Consider the following 18,011-nt stretch of genomic DNA (forward strand, 5'->3'; position numbering starts at 1 on the left):
GCGTCACTCTAATGGCCTAGCGGCGGCCGTGTGTAACCGGCTAGGCCAGTCGGAGCTGACCACTTTGTGCGACGTCAGGGCCTAGGTCACCCAGCCGGAAGTGACGCCGACAGAGCACTTGATAACGGACAGTAGTTTCCGTGGTATCGGTTACACCGTTGCTCTCTGTACCCGATCGGTGCTGTTCCGTGTCCGAAACCGTGTCCGCGACCAGCACGGTGTCCCCGGCCCGGATCACCCGACCGGCCCGCACTCGCGCGTTGAACCGTCCCGGCACGCCGCACCAGCACAGCACCTCGACCTGAATGGCCTTCAGCTCGTCGGCCAGTTCGAACAGCCGCCGCGATCCCGGGAACATCTCGCCGCGGAAGTCGGTGGCGAGCCCGAAGCAGTAGACGTCGACCTGGACGTCGTCCGCGAGCTCCGACAGCTGCTCCACCTGCTCGGGGGAGAGGAACTGCGCCTCGTCCACGATCAGGTAGTCCACCCGCCGGCCCTCGGCCCACTCCGCGCGCACGAGCCGGCGGAGATCGTCGTCGCGGATCTCCGCGGCTTCGCGCGTGATGCCGATGCGGCTGGAGATCTGCGGGCGCCCCGACCTGTCGTGCCGCACCAGCAGAAGTCCTCGCCGGCCCTGCCGCGAGTTGTTGTGGTCGATCTGCAGGGCGAGCGTCGACTTGCCGCAGTCCATGGGGCCGAAGAAGAACTTGAGGTGCCCCACCACCGGCGTCGAGCGCCGGGAACCCGCGACAGGTACGGCGGAGAGGGCATCTGTCGGATCGGGAAGGGCGTCCACGGCGGGTCACCCTAGTGCCTGGCTCCTGATCAACTGGAATCCCCACGGCGTATCCCTGCCCATCGTGCGTCCCTCCGTGTCAGCCGCAGATCCGTTGGCTGGATGTTGCCGCTGCGCCGCCTGTCGAAACATCGTCTCGACTCAGCGGCATTGATGACTTCAGTGTTGACTGATTCTCGGCATCGCGCGAATGGCGGTCCCGATCATCACCCAAAGGTGAGAATCCTTCAGGTGTCAGGTACCAACGACACACCTGAAAGGACCAGAGGCGATGAACCCTGCACGTCTCCTGCTGGCTGTCGTCTGCCTGGGGCTCACCAGCGCACCCGCGGCGAGCGCGGCCGACACCCTGCGCGACGTCGTGATCGTCGGCAACTCCCAGGCCGGCACCGTCACGTTCCTCGACGGCCGCACCTTCGCCAACATCGGCACGATGGACGTCGCCGCCGACAAGCAGCAGCGCATCGACGAGATGGACCCGGTCCGCCGCGCCGCCTACGAGGTGATCCGCGGCCAGGTGGGGGACAAGTTCGTCGACGACGCCCACCTCACGCCGGACGGCCGCACGCTCGTCGTATCGCGCGGCAACCTCGGTGACGCCGTGGCGTTCGACGTCGCGTCACGGCAGCAGAAGTGGCGCACCCAACTCGACGGCTACAAGGCCGACCACGCCACGTTGTCGCCCGACGGCACCAAGTACGTCATCTCGGCCATCACCGCGGAGAAGGCCCAGGTGCTCGACGTGGCCGACGGCCGGGTGCTCGGCTCGTTCGCGACCGGCGCCTATCCGCACGAGAACATGTACTCGCCGAACGGTCAGCGCATCTACAACATGAGCATCGGCAACCCGGCACTGCCGAAGTGGATGAACTGGGCCAAGGGTGCCAAGCGGATCACCGTCGTCGACGCGCAGACCCTGCAGCAGGTGCGGTCGTACGACTTCGAGCACGGCGTGCGGCCGTCGGTGATCACGCCCGACGAGAAGACCCTTTACCTGCAGCTGTCCTACCTCAACGGGTTCGCGGAGTTCGACCTCGTCAGCGGCCGCGTCACCAGGACCGTGGAGATGCCGTTCAGCGACGCGGGCCGCAGGCTCAAGGAGGACGAGTACCCGCAGAACTCCGCGCACCACGGCATGGCGCTCAACGGGGGAGCGGACAAGCTGTGCATGGCCGGCACGATCGACGACTACACCGCGATCGTCTCGCGGCCGGGCCTCACCGCCGACCACTACGTCCACTACCCGGTGGGGGCGTTGCCGTACTGGTCTCTGACGAGCGTCGACGGCAACCACTGCTTCGTCACGCTGTCCAACCTGGACGCCGTGTCGGTGGTCGACTACCGGACGGGCAGGGAGGTGGCGCGGGTGCCGGTCGGCGACTTCCCGCAGCGTGAACGGCTCGGACGGCTCCCCACCAGCATACTCAATAGCTTCAGTGTTGCCTGAAAACAAACCAACTCGGTCATTCCGGTTCCCGATATAGCTCGCGTCGCGATATATTCAGCGACATGAGTGGTCGGGTCATGTCCGAACAGGCGTTCCTCGTGCTCACCGCACTGGCGGAGGAGCCGCTGCACGGTTACGCGATCGTGCAGGCGGTGGAGCAGCTGTCCGAGGGACGGATGGTGCTGCGCGTGGGCACGCTGTACGGCGTTCTGGACCGGTTGGTGGCGGACGGGCTCGCCGAGCGCGACCGTGAAGAGGTGCACCAGGGCCGGCTGCGGCGCTACTACAAGCTCACCGACTCGGGTGTGCGGGCGCTGCAGGCCGAGGTCGCGCGACTGAGCGCGAACGTGCGGGCGGCTTCAGCGGTGCTGAGGGGGAGGGGTGTCCAACCATGGGCGAGCAGGGCATGAGCAATCTGGAGCGGCGGTACCGGCGGCTGTTGCGGGTGCTGCCGAAGTGGTACCGGCAGGACCGAGAGGAGGAGATGGTCGGGATCTTCCTGGCCGATCGCACGGACGATCTCGACCTGGAGCACAGCTGGCCGGGGTGGGGTGAGACCGGGGCGGTTCTCGGGCTCGCGGTGCGCACGCATCTGGCGGCCGGCGCGGCGCTCACGGGCGTGCCTGCGAGGGTGGTGTGGCGCGGCGAGGTCGTGCGGGCTCTGGGCATGATCGGGCTGCTGCTCGGCGTGTTCTACGCGGGGTCGGCGATCACGAGCCTGGCTGTGGCGTACGGCAACCCGGAGTGGGCGCCGTTGATCACCTGGTGGCGGGTGCTGGACCTGGGGCCGCTGGTGGCGTTCGCGGCGCTGCTGAGCGGACGGAAGACGCTGGCCAAGATCGCGGCGTTCGCCCCGGTGGTGCTGGCGGTGATCGGGCTGGTGCAGCCGGAGTACGCGCTGTTGTGGAGCCTGTTCCAGTTGCCGGCGTTGGTGACGTTCCTGTGTCTGTGCCTGGGTTTCCACCGGGAGGCGCCGACGCCGCCGGGGCGCAGGCTCGTGTGGTGGGGCGGGGGAGCGTTGCTGCTGGGGTTGCTCGGCGGGTTCGCGACGGGGACCGGGCTGCTGGCGATCGCCTTGGTGACTGTGGTTCTGCGCGTGGTCGCGTTCGTGCGCGGCGACTTCGTGCTTGGGCGGGCGCTGTCGTTGTTCGCGGTGCTGCAGCTGGCGCCGCTGGCGTTCCTGCTCGTCGGGGGAGAGGCGCTGATCCTCGCGTTGCCGCTCGTGGTGCTGCTCGTGCTCAGCGCGCTGGCGCCGGTCCGCAAGCCGCGGGCGCGGATGTCGTGAACGCGGTGGCGCTGACCGCGGTCAGCGCCACCGCACCGGTCAGACGAGCTTCGGTTCTTCGTTCCCGACGGCCTTGATGGCGCGGCGGACGGGTACGAAGATCAGCAGGACGAAGCCGGCGACGAAGAAGATGATCAGCGCGAGGATGGCGGGCCGCAGGCTCCCTGTCGCCTGGCCGACACCGGCGAAGACCAGCGGGCCGAGCCAGCTGGTGGAGCGCTCGCCGACCTCGTAGAGCGAGAAGTACTGGGCTTCGCGGCCGGGCGGCACCATCTGGCTGAACAGGCTGCGGGACAGGGCGTTCGTGCCGCCGAGCACGATGCCGATGCCCGCGGCGACGAGGTAGAACTGCAGTTCGTCGCCGGTCTTCACGAAGAAGGCCGCGGTGATCACGACGATCCACACCAGCAGCGAGCCGAGGATGGTCTTCTTGGCGCCGACGCGCTTGGCCACCTGGCCGTGCAACACGCCGCCGAGGAAGGCGACGAACTGGACGATCAGGATGACGGTGATCAGCGTCTGCTGCTCGAACTTGAGCTCGACGCTGCCGTACTGGGCGGAGACGTTCGCGACGGTCGCGATGCCGTCGGTGTAGATCAGGTAGGTGCCGAGGAACGCGAGCGTGAGGGGGAAGGCCTTGGCCTGCTTGATGGTGGTGCCGAGCTCCTTGAAGCCGGCGGAGACCACGGAGGCGCCGTGTTCGCGGCCGTGCGGCGGCTGGTGCTCGGTGAGGCGAGTCAGGGGGATGAGCGTGAACGTGGCCCACCACACGCCGGAGATGACGAACGCGATGCGCGCTGCGTCGCCCGAGGTGATGCCGAGGGAGTCGGCGGAGAGTGTGATGGCGAGCTGGATCGCGAGCGCCACGCCACCACCGAGGTAACCGTAGGCCCAGCCGCGGCTGGAGACGCCGTCGCGTTCGTCGGGTGTGGCGATCTCGGGCAGGAAGGCGTAGTAGACGACGACGCTGGCGCCGTAACAGATGTTCGCGATGACGAACAGCAGCACGCCGAGTTTCCAGTTGGTGCCTTCGACGGCCGCGAGGGCGATGGTGGCCGCGGAGCCGGTGAAGGCGAAGGCGGCGAGCATCTTCTTCTTGTTCTGGGTCCGGTCGGCGATGGCGCCCATGACCGGCAGGACGACGACCTGGATCACGGTCGCGATCGAGAGCAGGTAGCCCCACAGCGAACCGGCGGGGAACTGCAGCCCGAGGATCGTGACGTCGCAGCGCTCGAACGCGCTGTCGTTGGCGCAGGGGGTGGCACCGTTGAGCGCGGTGTCGGCCTTGGCGGCGTTGGTCGCGATGCTCGTGAGGTACAGCGAGAAGAAGACTGTGACCACGGACGTGGGGAACACGGAGTTCGCCACGTCGTACCAGACCCAGCCGCGCTGTTCCCGGCGGCGGGCGGTTTTGGCGTCGGCGGCGTCGTCGCCCTTGACCTTCATGTCGGCGGACTGTACTTGTCCGCCGACACGTCCAATGATCGACTGTCCAACCTGTTACCAGGTGCCGCGCGACCGGAGTACTTCCCGCAGGACGTCGGGCCGGTCGGTCACGAGCCCGTCGACTCCGATGTCGAGCAACGCCCGCATGTCGGCCTCGTCGTCGATGGTCCAGACGTGCACTTCAAGATCGCGCCGGTGTGCCGCCTGGACGAACCGGCGGTCCACGACGGTGAGCCGTCCCTGGTTGACCGGCACCTGCGCGACCTGCCCGCGCACCGCCAGCCCGGCGAACGGAATCCGCCCGGCCGCCCACAGCGCGCCGGCGGACCGCGGTCCCATGGAGGTGAGCAGTTCGGGCCCGCCACTGCGCCGCAGCCGGGCGAGCCGGTTGTCCGAGAAGCTCGCCAGGCAGACCCGGTGCAGCGCCTTGGCCTTGCGCAGCAGCCCGAGGATCGGCTCGACGGCACGATCGGTCTTCACGTCGATGTTGAAGAAGGTGTCCGGCAACTCCTCCAGCACGTCCGCGAGCCGCGCGATGGGCTCCCGCCCGCCGACCCGCGCCTGCCGGACCTCGGTCCAGGGCAGGTCGGCCACTCGTCCCTGCCCGTCGGTGGTGCGGTCGAGGGTGTGGTCGTGGTGCACCACAACGACACCATCGGCCGTGGCGTGCACATCGGTCTCGATGTAGCGGTAGCCCTCCCGCACGGCACGCCGGAACGAGCTCAGCGAGTTCTCCATGCCGCTGAGGTCGTCGACGTGCCAGCCGCGGTGGGCGAAGGCTCGGGGGTGCGGGCCGGCGAGGTACGGGTGGGTCACCCCTTGAGTGTGCCTTCCACCAGTGGCTCCAGGGTGGACAGTGGGTGGCGTGACACTTTCTTCTTAATCTCTATTATTTCAGTGTGGACCAAATTCAGGCCTGACAGTCCACTGTCCCAGCCCGCACCGCCGGAACCCCAATCGTCACGAAGCGACGATGACCAAACCAAAGCTCCTCCGCCGCCCGCGCAGGGCGCCCCGCACCCCAACGAACCCATCGCAACAAAACCAAACCCAACCCAAAACCAACACCAATCGTCGAACCAGTACTGTCCGGTCCCCTACGAAGGTCTGGGTTTCTGGCGCGTCGCTGGAGCCCACCACCCGCCACCCGCTACCGTCGCGCGCCATGGAGCGCTCCATGGAGGCGGATGAGCCCAAGCACTGTGCGTGGTGCGGGAGGCGGTTGCCGGGGAGTGGGCGGATAGGCCGGCCGAGGCGGTACTGCGCGCAGCCGTGTCGTCAGCGCGCGTATGAGCGCAGGGCGGCGTTGCAGCGGGGTGGGCTTCCGGAGGACGCCGTCGTGTTGTCCACCGCCGAGCTGGCTGATCTGCAGGACAGGTTGTTCCAGCTGCGGTGTGCCGCGGAGGACGTGGTGACGGCGGCGCAGGACGGGGCGGAGAACGAGGAGCTGCGGAAGCTGGCCGCGGAGCTGGTGGAGTCGGCCAAGGGGTTGGAGCGGCTGCGATAGCCGTTCGCAAAACAGCGAACTGACCGGCGTAGCGGGTTGCTTACGTCCGGTGATCGGACGATCATGACGCGCGTGACCTCCTACTGCCGCACGGTGCTGGACCGAGCGGATGTCGGCTATGCCGTGACGGATGCGCGCGGGAACCTGTTGTGGTGCAACCGTGCGTTGGGTGCGGTGCTCGGTGTTCCGGTCGAGCAGGCGTACGGGCGGTCGTTGCCTGCCCTGTTGCCGGGGGTGCCTGAGGCGCCCGCGCCGACCAGGGAGGTGCTGGCGCCGGGTCCGAAGTGGCTCGAGGTGCGGTGTTCGCGGCTGGGTGACGACCTGATGTACGAGGTCGTGGACGTGTCGGCGTGGCGTGATCGTGAGCTGACGGTCACCCAGGAGGCGGATGCTCTGCGGCGGGCTCAGGCTCTGGGGCGGATGGGTACGTGGGAGTGGTCCATCTCGGAGGACCAGGTGACCTGGTCGGACACTCTGCTGGAGATGTTCGGGTTCGCGCCGGGGACGGCGTTCGACTTCGAGTTGTACTCGCGGCTGGTGCACCCGGACGACCTGCCGATGATCGAGGAGACGCTCGACGCGGCGCTGAAGACGGGTTCGGTCTTCACGTACACGCATCGGATGCTGCGGCCTGATGGCAAGGAGCGGGTGTTCGAGTGTTTCGGTGAGGTCGTCGTGGACGACGACGGCACGCCGGTGCGGGCGTTGGGGACCGCGCACGATGTCACTCAGTCGTCGCGGGTGCACGACGAGCTGGTGAGGATGGCGGAGCAGGATCCGCTCACGGGTCTGCCGAACCGAAGGGCTCTGACGAGGGCGTTGGAGCAGGAGCTGGCGAACAACGGTTCGGGTGCTCTGCTCGTTCTGGACCTGGACAACTTCAAGGATGTCAACGATCTGCGTGGTCATGCGGTTGGTGACCGGGTGATGCGGATGCTGGCGAGTGCTCTGCAGTCGCGGCTCGGTGACAGGTTGATCGCCAGGCTGGGTGGTGACGAGTTCGCGGTGGTGCTGCCGGGTGCGTCCTTGGAGGACGCGTCGGGTGTGGCGGACAACCTGAAGGAAGCGGTGGCGGGTTTCCCGCTGGCCGGGATCGGTACGCCGGCGCGGATCACGGTGAGCACGGGGCTGGCGGAGTTCGGTCCTGGTGACTCGTGGGAGCTGGTGCTGGCGAACGCGGATCTGGCGTTGTACGCGTCGAAGGCGGCGGGCCGGGACCGGGTGACGGTGTACGAGCCGAATCACTACGCGGACACGGTGAAGCGGGTGAGTGTGCTGGATCGGCTGAGGTCGGCGCTGGCCGGTGGTGGTCTGGCGTTGTACGGCATGCCGATGGTGGAGCTGAGCACCGGTACGACTCTTGGTCACGAGTTGTTGTTGCGGTTGGAGGACGGGCAGGAGCCGTATCTCGGTCCGGCGGACTTCCTGCCGGTGGCTGAGCGGAGCAACCTGATTCTCGAGGTTGATCGGTGGGTGTTGTCGACGGCGATCGACGCGTTGGTGGAGGAGCCGGATTCGCGGCTGCGGTTCAACGTCAACGTGTCGGGCCGGACGTTGGAAGATCCTGACTTCGGTGGCTTCGTGCTGGACAAGCTGGGTTCGGCGGGTGTCGCGCCCGGGCGTCTGGGTTTGGAGATCACGGAGACGGCGGCGGTGACCAATCTGGACGCCGCGGTGACTCTGGCGACGCAGTTGCGGAGTTTCGGGTGCCGGATCACGTTGGACGACTTCGGGTCGGGGTTCGGGTCGTTCGTGCATCTGAAGCATCTGCCGATCACGGGGATCAAGATCGACGGTGAGTTCGTGAAGGGCATCGAGACCAGTGACGCGGACGCGGTGCTGGTGTCGGGGATCGTGCAGATCGCGAACGGGCTGGGGTTGTCCGCGGTGGCGGAGTGGGTGGAGCGGCCGTCGCAGGTGGAGGCTCTCAAGAAGCTGGGTGTGCGGGTGGGGCAGGGTTTTCACCTCGGCAGGCCGGTGCCGTTGCGTGACGTGGTGAACGCGGAGCGCATGCCGCCGAATGGTGCATTGTCGTCTCGGGTGGTCGGAGCAGAGGATGGTGCGCGCTCCTGATCACCGCCTTGATGGGATGCCCGTGTCGTCTTGTGGTTTGCGTCGTCTTGAGTTGAGTGTTGCCGAGCCTGAGTCGTCGGTGGATTTTTTCGCCGGTGTGCTCGGGTGGACGGTGATCGCGGAGCCTGGTGGCTCGTTCACGGGTTGGGTGGGTGACAGACTCGCGGCGCAGGTTGTTGCGGGTGAAGAGGGTTGGCGGTTGTTCTTCGGTGGTGACGAGCCGCGCGCGTTGATGGCCAATTCCTCTGTGGACAGTGGTCGGGTGTTGCACGGTCCGTGGGCGCCGCCGCCGCGGCACGGTGAGCCGTGCTGGGTGGAGTTGATGACGAGTGCGCCGGATGAGGACGGGGCGTACTGGAAGCGTGAGCTCGGCTGGGACGCCGCGGAGGGGCAGCCGGGTCTGGGTTTGTACACGTCGGCGCGGCATGGTGATCCGCGTCCGGTCGCGGGGACCATGAACTCCTGCTTGGGTGCCGAGTCCAACTGGAGCGTCTACTTCGCTGTCGACGACATCCAGGCCGCGTGCGCGCGTGTGTCCGAGTTGGACGGTGAGGTGTCGTTCGGCCCTGGACCGTTGCCGATCGGGATGATCGCGTCGATCGAGGGTCCGCACGGCGGATACTGCCAGCTGCTGGAGAAGCCGGTGGCGTGGGGCGGGAACTGGTCCGGCTAGGGCTCAGGCTTCGAGTTCGGGCGGGAAGCCGCCGGTGGCGATGGGGCCCCAGCTGTCGATGGTGATGCGGATCAGTGCTTTGCCCTGGCGCAGCATGGCGGCGCGGTACTCGTCCCAGTCGGGGTGTTCGCCCGCGATGCAGCGGTAGTAGTCGACGAAGTCCTCCAGTGCGTCCGGCAGGTCGAGGACCTCGGCGGTGCCGTCGATCTGGACGTAGGGGCCGTCCCAGTCGTCGGAGAGCACGCACATGGTGACGGACGGGTTGCGGCGTGCGTTGCGGGCTTTCGCGCGCTGCGGATACGTCGACACGACGATGCGGCCTTCGGTGTCGACGCCGCAGGAGACGGGGGAGACCTGCACGCCGTCGGTGGTGGAGCGGCGGGTGATCAGGACGCCGTGGTGGCGGGGGCGGAGGAACTCGAGCAGCTGCGGCCGGTCGACGAGGTCGGCGGTGGCGATCTTCGGCATGATGTGCAGCATGGCACGGTTCACCTCGTTCGACGGCACCGAACTCGCCTACCGGGAGGCGGGGGAGGGTGCGCCGCTGGTCGTTCTGGCCGGTGGTCCTGGCAGGTCTTCTGGGTACCTGGAGAATCTCGGCGGTCTGGACGCGCACCGCAGGTTGGTGGTTCTGGACAACCGGGGCACCGGTGAGTCCGCTGAGCCGGCGGATCCGTTCACGTATCGCCGCGACATGCTGGTGCGGGACGTCGAGATGCTGCGCCGCCACCTCGGCCTGGACGTGGTCGATGTGCTGGGCCATTCCGCGGGCGCGGGGATCGCGATGGGGTACGCCGCCGACTTCCCGGACCGCGTCGGGAAGCTCGTGCTGCTCACCCCTGCCCTGCGCAGCGTTGGTCTGTCGCCGGAGCAGAGCGACTGGGACACCTTCCTCGCCGCCCGTGCGAACGAGCCGTGGTTCGAGAGCGCGACGACGGCGTTGCAGCGCACCGCGGCCGGTGACACGTCGGTGGAGAACCGGGTCGCCGCGTCGCCACTGCTCTACGCCCGGTGGGACGAGCGTGCCCGGGCCCACGCCAACGCGGAGCTGGGGCAGTGGAAGTACCACGTGGCGCTGGGCTACAACGCCGAAGGGGCGTTCGTGCCGGGCGTCCTGCGGCGGGCGTTGGCGGACTTCGACCACCCGGTGCTGATCTACGCCTGTGGTGAGGACCCGATCTCGCCGGTCCGCCGTTGTGCCGAGCTCGCGGAGCTGTTTCCCGACGTGACGATGTACGTGCACGAGGGTGTGGGGCATTACCCGTGGGTGGAGGAGCCGGGCCCGGTCGTGAAGCAGATCGCGACGTTCCTGGACGCCTAGTGCACGCGGGCGGTCGCGACGCGGTCGCGGCCGTTGTTCTTGGCCTGGTAGAGCGCTTCGTCCGCGGCCAGCAGCAGCGGGCTGAGCTCGGTGGCGGTGTCGGGGAACATCGCCGCGCCCACGGACGCGGTCAGGCCGGAGACGACCTGGTCGTGGCCCAGGCGGTCGTCGACGACGATGTGCAGGCTCGCGATCTCGAAGCGGATGCGTTCGGCGGTGGCACGGACTTCGTCGGTGCTGACGCCGGGCAGCAGCACGGCGAACTCCTCACCGCCGAATCTGCCCACGAGGTCGTAAGACCGCACGGAGTGTTTCAACGCGTCCGCCACGGCGCGCAGGACGCGGTCGCCGGCTAGGTGGCCGTAGGTGTCGTTGATCTGTTTGAAGTGGTCGAGGTCCAGGATCAACACGCCGACGGTGGACAGCAGACGGCGGGCCCGCTCGATCTCGCGTCCGGCGACGTCGTGCCAGAAGGTGGCGTCCACCAGCCCGGTCTTGGAGTCGGTGCGTGCCGCGACGCGGAATTGCGGCAGCAACAGCCCCATGTGCAGGGCCAGTACCGTGAGCAGCAGCATCGGCGTCAGCCACGGCCGGTTGCTCATCATGATGGCCAGCACCGAACCCAGTCCGATCGAGGCGAGGATGATGAGCTGATCGGAGGCGTTGCCCAGGGCTGCGCGGGCGGGCTGGTCGCGGTTGGTCATCACGATGGCGCCAACCACCAGCGCGTAGTTCACGAGCCAGTACGCCAGGCCCGCGCTCGCCAGGGCGAGCAGTCCGAGGGGGCCGTCAACGTCAAGAGGCTGGTCCGAGAAGAATCCCAGAACCAGTTGCGCTGCAGCGCAGGCGAGTACGACAGTGGCCGCGGAGAACACCTTGCGGAACAGGACCGCCCGCCGCTTGTAGACCCGAAGCCACGCGTGCAGGTAGCTGATGGTGATCAGCGCGACCAGCAGTGGCATCGGTAATACGAGCACGCCCGCGAACAGCCACACGGACTGCATGTGGGCGTGTGGGGAACCCTCGCGGGAAATCTCGCGGATCCGTTCGATTCCTTGAGCCGCTTCAAGATGCAGCACCGCGCCGGCGGCGAGCAGCAGGAACAGCGGTGAGACGAACGCCTCGGCAGGGGTACGCCATGCGGTGGCGAGCGTGACGAGGGACGCCGAAACATCCACCGTCACGACATAGGCCAGCACCACAGGAGGAAGCGACCATAACCTCCATCGGCGCGGGTCGAGCCAAGGCACGCTGCCACCCCCACACCACCGTCAGGAACAAACAACTGTAGCTACCGGGTAACGCAAAGTCGTGGCTCCATGTGGGGGACCTCACCCTGAGTAGTACTCACGAATTCCGCATCCATTGAAGGAGAGCGTCATGATCGTTCGTACCTCTTCCCCCCGCCCGGTTCGTCCGAACGACTGGTTCCGTCCGAACGACTGGCGTTCCAGCGAGACCCGCTGAGCCACCACACGATCGCCGCACCGCTCGCCGCGAGCACTCCGAGTGCTCCGGCGGCGGCGACGACCTGGTGGACCGCGAGGGTTTCCGCGGCCAGTCCGGCCAGGGCCACACCGATGCCCTGGGAGACCCGCAAGGCGGTCACGGCCAGGCCGAACGCCTGCCCGCGCGACGCGTCCGGTACCGCGCGCACGAACGTCGTGTTCGCGACCAGGTGATATGCACTGGCCGCACCGGACAGCGCGAACAACCCCACACTGACGGCCAGTCCCGGCCGCAGCGCGGCCGGGACGAGAACAGCGCACGCGGCGATCGCCAGCCACGGCATGACCTGAAGCTGGCGCCGCTCGCTCAGCCGTGCCACCAGGAGCATGCCTGCCGCCGCACCCGCGGCGTAGGCACCGAAGATGGACCCGACTCCCGCCGGGCCCGCTCCCAGCTGGGCGGCGTACGGCGCGGCGAGCGCCTCGCCGACGATGTAGAAGCCCGAGACGCAGGCGAGTGCGACCAGCGCCCGCAACCGCCGATCACCCCACACCAGTCGTGCCCCGCCGACCAGGTCGGCGGGCCAGGCCCGCACGTGCGGGCGGTGCGGCGCGGGTCTGTCCAGGAGGAACACCCCGATGAGGAACGCCGACAGGCCGAACGTGAAGCCGTCGGCCGCGAGCACCAGCTCCGGTCCCAGCCAGGCGACCAGCGCCCCGCCGGCGAGGAACCCGGCGACCTGGGCCGCCTGCGTCACCGTGCTCAGCACCGCCTGACCGCGCGGATACCGTTCGTCGGGCAGGATCTGCGGCAGCAGCGCCGCGCGCGCCGCTCCGTGCGGTGCCCCGGCGAACTGCACCAGCACCAGCAGTGCCGCCAGCACCCACAGCGGCGTCCCCGGTATCGCCATCAACAACAAGAGGGCCGCTCGAACCAGGTCTGCGGCCACCATCACCTCTTTGCGGGCGAACCGGTCGGCGAGCCCCGAGAGCAGGGGCCCGCCGACGAGGTCCGGCAGGAACGTCAACGCGTAGGTCAGCGCGGTCAGGCCCGCGCTGGCGGTGCGGTGGTAGACGTGCACCGTCAGCGCGACCCTCGCGAACTGGTCTCCGGCCACCGACACCACGTGCGCCACGAACAGGGCGCGGAACTCACCGTCACGGGCGAGCTCGCGGTAGCCGGGCATGCGTTACATGGTGGACGACCAGAACCCGCACTGGTGATCACGGGCGAAATCGGTGCCGGTGATTGCTCCAGGCGCCAGCGACTGCACCTGCGAATGCCACCCCGGCTCACCGGTGCGGGCGAAGCGCCCCCACGCGGCGATCATGTAGTCCGACAACTTCTGCTGCCCCGGCGTCAACGGCACCCCGAAGTCGAACAGCAACGGCAGCTCCGAGGCGTGATACGCCTTGTACCCGCCGGGAAACTCCGGCATGTCCGGGAAGATCATCGGAACGTTGGTGTCCGTGAACTCGTAGCCCGACACCTTCGCCCGACGCCCGAGCTGCTGCCGCGTGTCGTGTGTGGTGCACGCCCACGACCCGTCGGTCAGCACGGTCGCGATCTCGTCGCGGGCGTCGCCGTTGCCGTTGACCGGATACCGCGCCACGATCTGGTCTGCCTTGTTCTCGCCGTACTGCCCGGCGATCAGTGTCCGGTACTCGGTCTCGGGCACCGTCGCGGGCCAGATCATCGCGATGAACAGCGTCGCCTCGTCGTGCGTCGACCCCACCAGCGTCGGCATCCGGTGCATGCGGCCGGTCTTCTGCGCCACCGCCGGGTCCACCGGCAACACCCGCGAGTCGTAGGCGGGGAACGCGAACACGTTGTGCACCGGCAGCAGCTTCGCCACCGGCAACGCCCGCAGGCACGCGATGTCCGAGCAACCCAGCGGCTGCGCGGCACCCATCTGCTCCACCTCTGCCCGCGGCTTCCACAGCGTCACGAACGTGCCGGGCTTCTCCAGGTCAGGCGTCGTCAGCGCACACGCGCCGGACTGGATGATCGCCTTGTGGAACAGGCCGGCCGCCCGCGGTGACGCCAGCTGCGCGCACACACTCAGCCCACCGGCCGACTCGCCGAAGATCGTCACGTTGCCGGGGTTGCCGCCGAACGCTCGCGCGTTGCGCCGCACCCACCTCAGCGCCGCCTGCTGATCGGAGATCCCGAACGCGCCCGAACCCGCGAGGCCGGGATAGCCGAAGAAGCCGAACACGCCCAGCCGGTAGTTGATCGTCACGATCACGGCGTCGTTCTTCGTGGCGAGCCACCGCGCGTCGTACATGCGCGCCGCACCACTGGTGAACCCGCCGCCGTGGATCCACACCATCACCGGCCGCGGCTTCGTCGCCGCCTTCGCCGGCGTCGTGACGTTGAGGTAGAGGCAGTCCTCGGTTTCCGAGGCCGGCTGGTTGAGCTGCGGCGTCTGCGCGCAGTCCGGGCTCGGCACCGTCGCGTCCCGCACGCCCTGCCACGGCTTCACCGGCTGCGGATCACGCCACCGGTTCTCACCGACCGGGGGAGCGGCGAACGGAATGTTGCCGAACGTGCGATAAGTGCCGGTCACGGTGCCCGACACCGCGCCCTTGTCGGTCTGCACGACCCGGCCGGCCCCTTCGGCCACTGCCGGTACCTGCGTGGTGGTGAACGCCAGCGCGGCCACCACCACCGCCGTCGTGAGCAGTCGTTTCATCGGTTGAACACCCCTCACTGTTGTCCCCAGAAATCGCACCGGTGATCAGCGGCGAAGTCCGTCGGCCCGACCGCCCCCGCGGCCAGCGACTGCACCTGCGCCTCCCAGCCCGGATCACCGGTCCGTGCGAACCGCCCCCAGGCGGTGACCACGTAGTCCGACAGCGCCCTCTGACCCGGCGTCAGCGGCACACCCTCGAACTCGAACAGCAACGGCAGCTCCGAGGCGTGATAAGCCCCGTAACCGCCGGGGAACGGCGGCATGTCCGGAAAGATCATCGGCATGTCCCGTTCCGCGAACTCGTAGCCCGACACCGGCATCCGGCGCCCCAGCAGCTGTCGCGTCACGTGCGTCGGGCACGACCACGACCGGTCCGTCAGCGCTGCCGCCAGCTCATCGCGCACGTCACCGTTGCCGTTGAGCGGATACCGCGCCACGACCCGTGCGCCGAGCTCCTGCCCGAACACCGCCGCCGCCTTCGCCGGGAAAGCCGAGTCGGGCAACGGATCCGGTACGAACAACGGCACGTACATGGTCATCTCGTCGTGCGTCGACCCCACCAGCGTCGGCACCCGATGCACACGGCCGGTGTTCTGCGCGACCAGCGGACTGACCGGCAGCACCCCCGTGCCGAACGCCGGGCTCGCGAACTCGCCGTGCACCCGCAGCAGCGTCGCCACCGGCAGGCTCCGCAGACACTCGACGTCCGCACAGCCCAGCCGCAGCCGCGCGCCCTGCTGCTCGACCTCCGCGCGGGGCTTCCAGAACGACACGAGCTCGCCCGGCTCCCCACCCGGCGACGTCAGCCCGCACGGACCCGACTGGATGATCGCCTTGGCGAACAACCCCGCCGCACCCGGCGACGCCAGGTGCGCGCACACGCTCAACCCGCCCGCGGACTCACCGAAGATCGTCACGTTCCGCGTGTCACCACCGAACGCGCCGACGTTGCGCCGCACCCACCTCAGCGCCGCCTGCTGATCGGAGATCCCGAACGCGCCCGAACCCGCGAGGCCGGGATAGCCGAAGAACCCGAACACACCCAGCCGGTAGTTCACCGTCACCACCACGGCGTCGTTCCTCGTCGCCAACCGGCGGGCGTCGTACTGCGCCGCGTTGCCGTTGACGAACCCACCGCCGTGGATCCACACCATCACCGGCCGCGGCCGTTCCGCCTTCTTCGCGGGTGTGACGACGTTGAGGTAGAGACAGTCCTCGACGTCGGAGCCCCGCTCACCCAGCTGCGGCGTCTGCGCGCACACCGGGGAGGGCTTCGACGCGTCCCGCACACCCCGCCACGGCGCCACCGGCCGCGGATCACGCCACCGGTTCGGCCCGACCGGCGCGGCCGCGTACGGAATGCTGCCGAACAGGCGATAATCGCTGGTCACAGTGCCGGACACGGCACCCTTGTCGGTCTGGACGACCCGGCCCCCACCGTCTGCCCCCGCCTGCGGGACCCCGGCGAGGGCAAGCGTCATCGCGGCGGCCACGGCCACCGTCAGCTTCCCTGCCATGTGTAGTTACAACCCCCTTCGGACTCGAACGTATCGACATCCGCAAAGGGATAAAACGGCTGAAGGACGACTTGTTCCATCATCCGGAAGTCGACGTTCCCGATCACCGGTTGCCGACATACCGACCGGTCGGTACCCTCCGACTCGTGGGTGACACGACACTTCCGGAACCGCTCGTCGACGCACTGGTCTTCGACTGGGGCGGCGTCATGACGGTCTCCGTGCCCGAGTTCGTCGGCGCGTGGCTGCACGCCGAAGCCATCGACCGGGACGTCTACAACCGCGTCATGCGCGAGTGGATGAGCCGCGACGCGCTCCCGGACAACCCCGTCCACCGCCTGGAGACCGGCGAGCTGACGGTCGCGCAGTTCGAACGGCTGCTCGCCGCCGAGCTGATCACCTCCAGCGGCGCCAAGGTCGAGGAGACAGGGCTGCTGCGGCGCATGTTCGGCGGCGCCACCCCCGATCCGGCGATGGTCGAGCTCGTCCGCAAAGCCCGCGCCGCCGGCCTGCACACCGCGCTGCTGTCCAACAGCTGGGGCGAGGGCTATCCCAAGGACCTGCTGATCGAGCTGTTCGACACCATCGTGATCAGCGGCCGCGTCGGTCTGCGCAAACCCGACGAGCGCATCTACCACCACACCCTCGGCCAGATCGGCGTCCCCGCCGGCCGCGCCGTGTTCTTCGACGACGCCCCCGTGAACGTCGAAGCCGCCAAGTCCGCCGGCATGCACGCCTTCCGTCACACCACCGCCGACGACACCCGCGCCAACCTCGCCACCCTCGGAGTGACCCTGTGACCGACCTCCCCGGCCTCGACCTCGGGGCACTCGCCGCCCACCTCGGCACAGGACCGCTCACCGGCGAACTGTTCCCCGGCGGCCGCTCCAACCTCACCTACCGCGTCACCGACGGCACCCAGCGGTGGGTCCTGCGCCGCCCGCCGCTGGGCCACGTCCTCGCGACCGCGCACGACATGGCCCGCGAGTTCCGCGTCATCTCCGCGCTGGCGGGCACGACCGTGCCGGTGCCGGGCGCGAGGCTGCTCGTCGAGGACACCTCCGTGATCGGCGCGCCGTTCTACCTGATGGAGGAGATGCCCGGTGCCGCGCTGCGCGAACGGTCGCAGTGCCCGTGGCTCACCCCGGACATGGCGCGCACGCTCTCGGAGCAGCTGGTCGACGTGCTCGCCGACCTGCACTCCGTCGACCCGGCCTCGGTCGGCCTGCAGGACTTCGGCCGGCCGGAAGGATTCCTCGCCCGCCAGGTCGCGCGGTGGGGCAAGCAGCTCGACGCCTCCCGCAGCCGCGACCTGCCCGGCATCGACGACCTGCGCGCCAAGCTCGCCGACACCGTCCCGGCCTCCGCTCGCGCCGCGATCATCCACGGCGACTACCGCCTCGACAACGCGCTCGTCACCCGCGACCCGCTCGAGATCAGCGCCGTCCTGGACTGGGAGATGGCCACCCTCGGCGACCCGCTCGCCGACCTCGGCCTGCTCTACGTCTACTGGGCGGGCCTCGGCGTCGACAACGACCCCATCACCGGCAGCGTCCCCTCCCTGCCGGGATTCCTGACCCCCGACGAGCTCGTCGCCCGCTACACCGCCCGCACCGGCACCGACACCTCCGGCCTCGGCTGGTACATCGCCTTCGGCTACTTCAAGCTCGCCGTCATCGTCGAAGGCATCCACTACCGCTTCGCCAGCGGCAAGACCGTCGGAGCCGGCTTCGAGAAGCTCGGCGCCTTCACCGTCCCCCTCGTGCGGCAGGGACTCGCCGCCGCCCACAAGGAGCTCTGAC

Annotated in this window: 17 protein-coding genes; 9 read left to right on the forward strand and 8 right to left on the reverse strand. The window is 68.7% G+C overall.

The genetic code is table 11. From position 1 onward, the window contains the following. Positions 1–40: 40 nt before the first annotated feature. Complete coding sequence (locus ABFX45_RS19460) at positions 41–796, reverse strand: thymidine kinase (RefSeq protein ID WP_109636914.1); 756 nt, start codon at positions 794–796, stop codon at positions 41–43. A 271-nt stretch (positions 797–1,067) separates the two neighbouring features. Between ABFX45_RS19460 and ABFX45_RS19465 the strand changes: the two genes are divergently transcribed. From ABFX45_RS19465 to ABFX45_RS19475, 3 genes are all read left to right on the forward strand, one after another. Beyond that, positions 1,068–2,243: a YncE family protein gene (locus ABFX45_RS19465; protein WP_346131560.1), complete on the forward strand. Its 1,176-nt coding sequence runs from the start codon at positions 1,068–1,070 to the stop codon at positions 2,241–2,243. Between the two features lie 62 nt (positions 2,244–2,305). After that, the gene (locus tag ABFX45_RS19470) at positions 2,306–2,653 is read left to right on the forward strand and encodes a PadR family transcriptional regulator (protein WP_233439539.1); all 348 of its coding nucleotides are present in this window, start codon (positions 2,306–2,308) and stop codon (positions 2,651–2,653) included. Further along, entirely contained in the window at positions 2,650–3,528 is an 879-nt protein-coding gene (locus ABFX45_RS19475; RefSeq protein WP_146231560.1) for a hypothetical protein, read from the forward strand. The genes ABFX45_RS19470 and ABFX45_RS19475 overlap by 4 nt, the downstream gene beginning before the upstream one ends. Before the next feature lie 39 nt (positions 3,529–3,567). Here the strand turns inward: ABFX45_RS19475 and ABFX45_RS19480 are convergent, their stop codons facing one another. Continuing rightward, a complete protein-coding gene (locus tag ABFX45_RS19480) occupies positions 3,568–4,974 on the reverse strand; it encodes an MFS transporter (protein ID WP_346131561.1) in 1,407 nt (468 codons plus the stop codon). A 54-nt stretch (positions 4,975–5,028) separates the two neighbouring features. Beyond that, entirely contained in the window at positions 5,029–5,790 is a 762-nt protein-coding gene (locus ABFX45_RS19485; RefSeq protein ID WP_109636919.1) for a glycerophosphodiester phosphodiesterase family protein, read from the reverse strand. A 349-nt stretch (positions 5,791–6,139) separates the two neighbouring features. Here ABFX45_RS19485 and ABFX45_RS19490 point away from each other — a divergent pair, with 349 nt between their 5' ends. The 3 genes from ABFX45_RS19490 to ABFX45_RS19500 all read left to right on the forward strand — a co-directional run bounded on the left by ABFX45_RS19490 (position 6,140) and on the right by ABFX45_RS19500 (position 9,227). Continuing rightward, the gene (locus tag ABFX45_RS19490) at positions 6,140–6,481 is read left to right on the forward strand and encodes a hypothetical protein (RefSeq protein ID WP_045316915.1); all 342 of its coding nucleotides are present in this window, start codon (positions 6,140–6,142) and stop codon (positions 6,479–6,481) included. Between the two features lie 72 nt (positions 6,482–6,553). Next, on the forward strand, positions 6,554–8,554 hold the full coding sequence (locus ABFX45_RS19495; RefSeq protein WP_233439540.1) for a putative bifunctional diguanylate cyclase/phosphodiesterase: 2,001 nt from the start codon (positions 6,554–6,556) through the stop codon (positions 8,552–8,554). A 16-nt stretch (positions 8,555–8,570) separates the two neighbouring features. Next, positions 8,571–9,227 carry a VOC family protein gene (locus ABFX45_RS19500; RefSeq protein ID WP_346131562.1) on the forward strand — a complete coding sequence of 219 codons (657 nt, stop codon included), beginning with the start codon at positions 8,571–8,573 and terminating at the stop codon, positions 9,225–9,227. A gap of 3 nt (positions 9,228–9,230) precedes the next feature. Here ABFX45_RS19500 and ABFX45_RS19505 read toward each other — a convergent pair whose 3' ends face one another. Beyond that, positions 9,231–9,695, reverse strand: coding sequence for a PPOX class F420-dependent oxidoreductase (locus tag ABFX45_RS19505; protein ID WP_112226197.1), 465 nt, complete (start codon positions 9,693–9,695; stop codon positions 9,231–9,233). A gap of 10 nt (positions 9,696–9,705) precedes the next feature. Here ABFX45_RS19505 and ABFX45_RS19510 point away from each other — a divergent pair, with 10 nt between their 5' ends. Next, positions 9,706–10,548 (forward strand): alpha/beta fold hydrolase, encoded by an 843-nt coding sequence (locus tag ABFX45_RS19510; RefSeq protein ID WP_346131563.1) that lies wholly within the window; start codon positions 9,706–9,708, stop codon positions 10,546–10,548. On the opposite strand, the gene ABFX45_RS19515 is transcribed toward ABFX45_RS19510, so the two are convergent. The 4 genes from ABFX45_RS19515 to ABFX45_RS19530 form a co-directional block, all read right to left on the reverse strand. Beyond that, the gene (locus ABFX45_RS19515) at positions 10,545–11,747 is read right to left on the reverse strand and encodes a GGDEF domain-containing protein (RefSeq protein ID WP_346131564.1); all 1,203 of its coding nucleotides are present in this window, start codon (positions 11,745–11,747) and stop codon (positions 10,545–10,547) included. The two genes, ABFX45_RS19510 and ABFX45_RS19515, sit on opposite strands and share 4 nt — an antisense overlap. Positions 11,748–11,926: 179 nt before the next feature. Next, complete coding sequence (locus ABFX45_RS19520) at positions 11,927–13,183, reverse strand: MFS transporter (RefSeq protein WP_346131565.1); 1,257 nt, start codon at positions 13,181–13,183, stop codon at positions 11,927–11,929. Positions 13,184–13,186: 3 nt separating this feature from the next. Then, a complete protein-coding gene (locus ABFX45_RS19525; protein WP_346131566.1) occupies positions 13,187–14,692 on the reverse strand; it encodes a carboxylesterase/lipase family protein in 1,506 nt (501 codons plus the stop codon). 14 nt (positions 14,693–14,706) lie between these two features. Continuing rightward, positions 14,707–16,209 carry a carboxylesterase/lipase family protein gene (locus tag ABFX45_RS19530; protein WP_346131567.1) on the reverse strand — a complete coding sequence of 501 codons (1,503 nt, stop codon included), beginning with the start codon at positions 16,207–16,209 and terminating at the stop codon, positions 14,707–14,709. A 146-nt stretch (positions 16,210–16,355) separates the two neighbouring features. On the opposite strand from ABFX45_RS19530, the gene ABFX45_RS19535 reads away from it, so the two are divergent. Continuing rightward, positions 16,356–17,009 carry an HAD family hydrolase gene (locus tag ABFX45_RS19535; protein WP_233439544.1) on the forward strand — a complete coding sequence of 218 codons (654 nt, stop codon included), beginning with the start codon at positions 16,356–16,358 and terminating at the stop codon, positions 17,007–17,009. Continuing rightward, entirely contained in the window at positions 17,006–18,010 is a 1,005-nt protein-coding gene (locus ABFX45_RS19540; protein WP_346131568.1) for a phosphotransferase family protein, read from the forward strand. Before ABFX45_RS19535 ends, ABFX45_RS19540 begins: the two co-directional genes overlap by 4 nt. Position 18,011: the final 1 nt, after the last annotated feature.

This window comes from Lentzea roselyniae, assembly GCF_039537795.1.
Taxonomy (GTDB): Bacteria; Actinomycetota; Actinomycetes; order Mycobacteriales; family Pseudonocardiaceae; genus Lentzea; species Lentzea atacamensis.

Bases quoted from the DNA above. Each gene is read 5' to 3' on its own strand.
- ABFX45_RS19465 (WP_346131560.1), top strand. From the start codon at position 1,068: ATGAACCCTGCACGTCTCCTGCTGGCTGTCGTCTGCCTGGGGCTCACC.
- ABFX45_RS19470 (WP_233439539.1), top strand. From the start codon at position 2,306: ATGAGTGGTCGGGTCATGTCCGAACAGGCGTTCCTCGTGCTCACCGCA.
- ABFX45_RS19475 (WP_146231560.1), top strand. From the start codon at position 2,650: ATGAGCAATCTGGAGCGGCGGTACCGGCGGCTGTTGCGGGTGCTGCCG.
- ABFX45_RS19480 (WP_346131561.1), bottom strand. From the start codon at position 4,974: ATGAAGGTCAAGGGCGACGACGCCGCCGACGCCAAAACCGCCCGCCGC.
- ABFX45_RS19490 (WP_045316915.1), top strand. From the start codon at position 6,140: ATGGAGCGCTCCATGGAGGCGGATGAGCCCAAGCACTGTGCGTGGTGC.
- ABFX45_RS19500 (WP_346131562.1), top strand. From the start codon at position 8,571: ATGCCCGTGTCGTCTTGTGGTTTGCGTCGTCTTGAGTTGAGTGTTGCC.
- ABFX45_RS19505 (WP_112226197.1), bottom strand. From the start codon at position 9,695: ATGCCGAAGATCGCCACCGCCGACCTCGTCGACCGGCCGCAGCTGCTC.
- ABFX45_RS19510 (WP_346131563.1), top strand. From the start codon at position 9,706: ATGGCACGGTTCACCTCGTTCGACGGCACCGAACTCGCCTACCGGGAG.
- ABFX45_RS19520 (WP_346131565.1), bottom strand. From the start codon at position 13,183: ATGCCCGGCTACCGCGAGCTCGCCCGTGACGGTGAGTTCCGCGCCCTG.
- ABFX45_RS19525 (WP_346131566.1), bottom strand. From the start codon at position 14,692: ATGAAACGACTGCTCACGACGGCGGTGGTGGTGGCCGCGCTGGCGTTC.
- ABFX45_RS19530 (WP_346131567.1), bottom strand. From the start codon at position 16,209: ATGGCAGGGAAGCTGACGGTGGCCGTGGCCGCCGCGATGACGCTTGCC.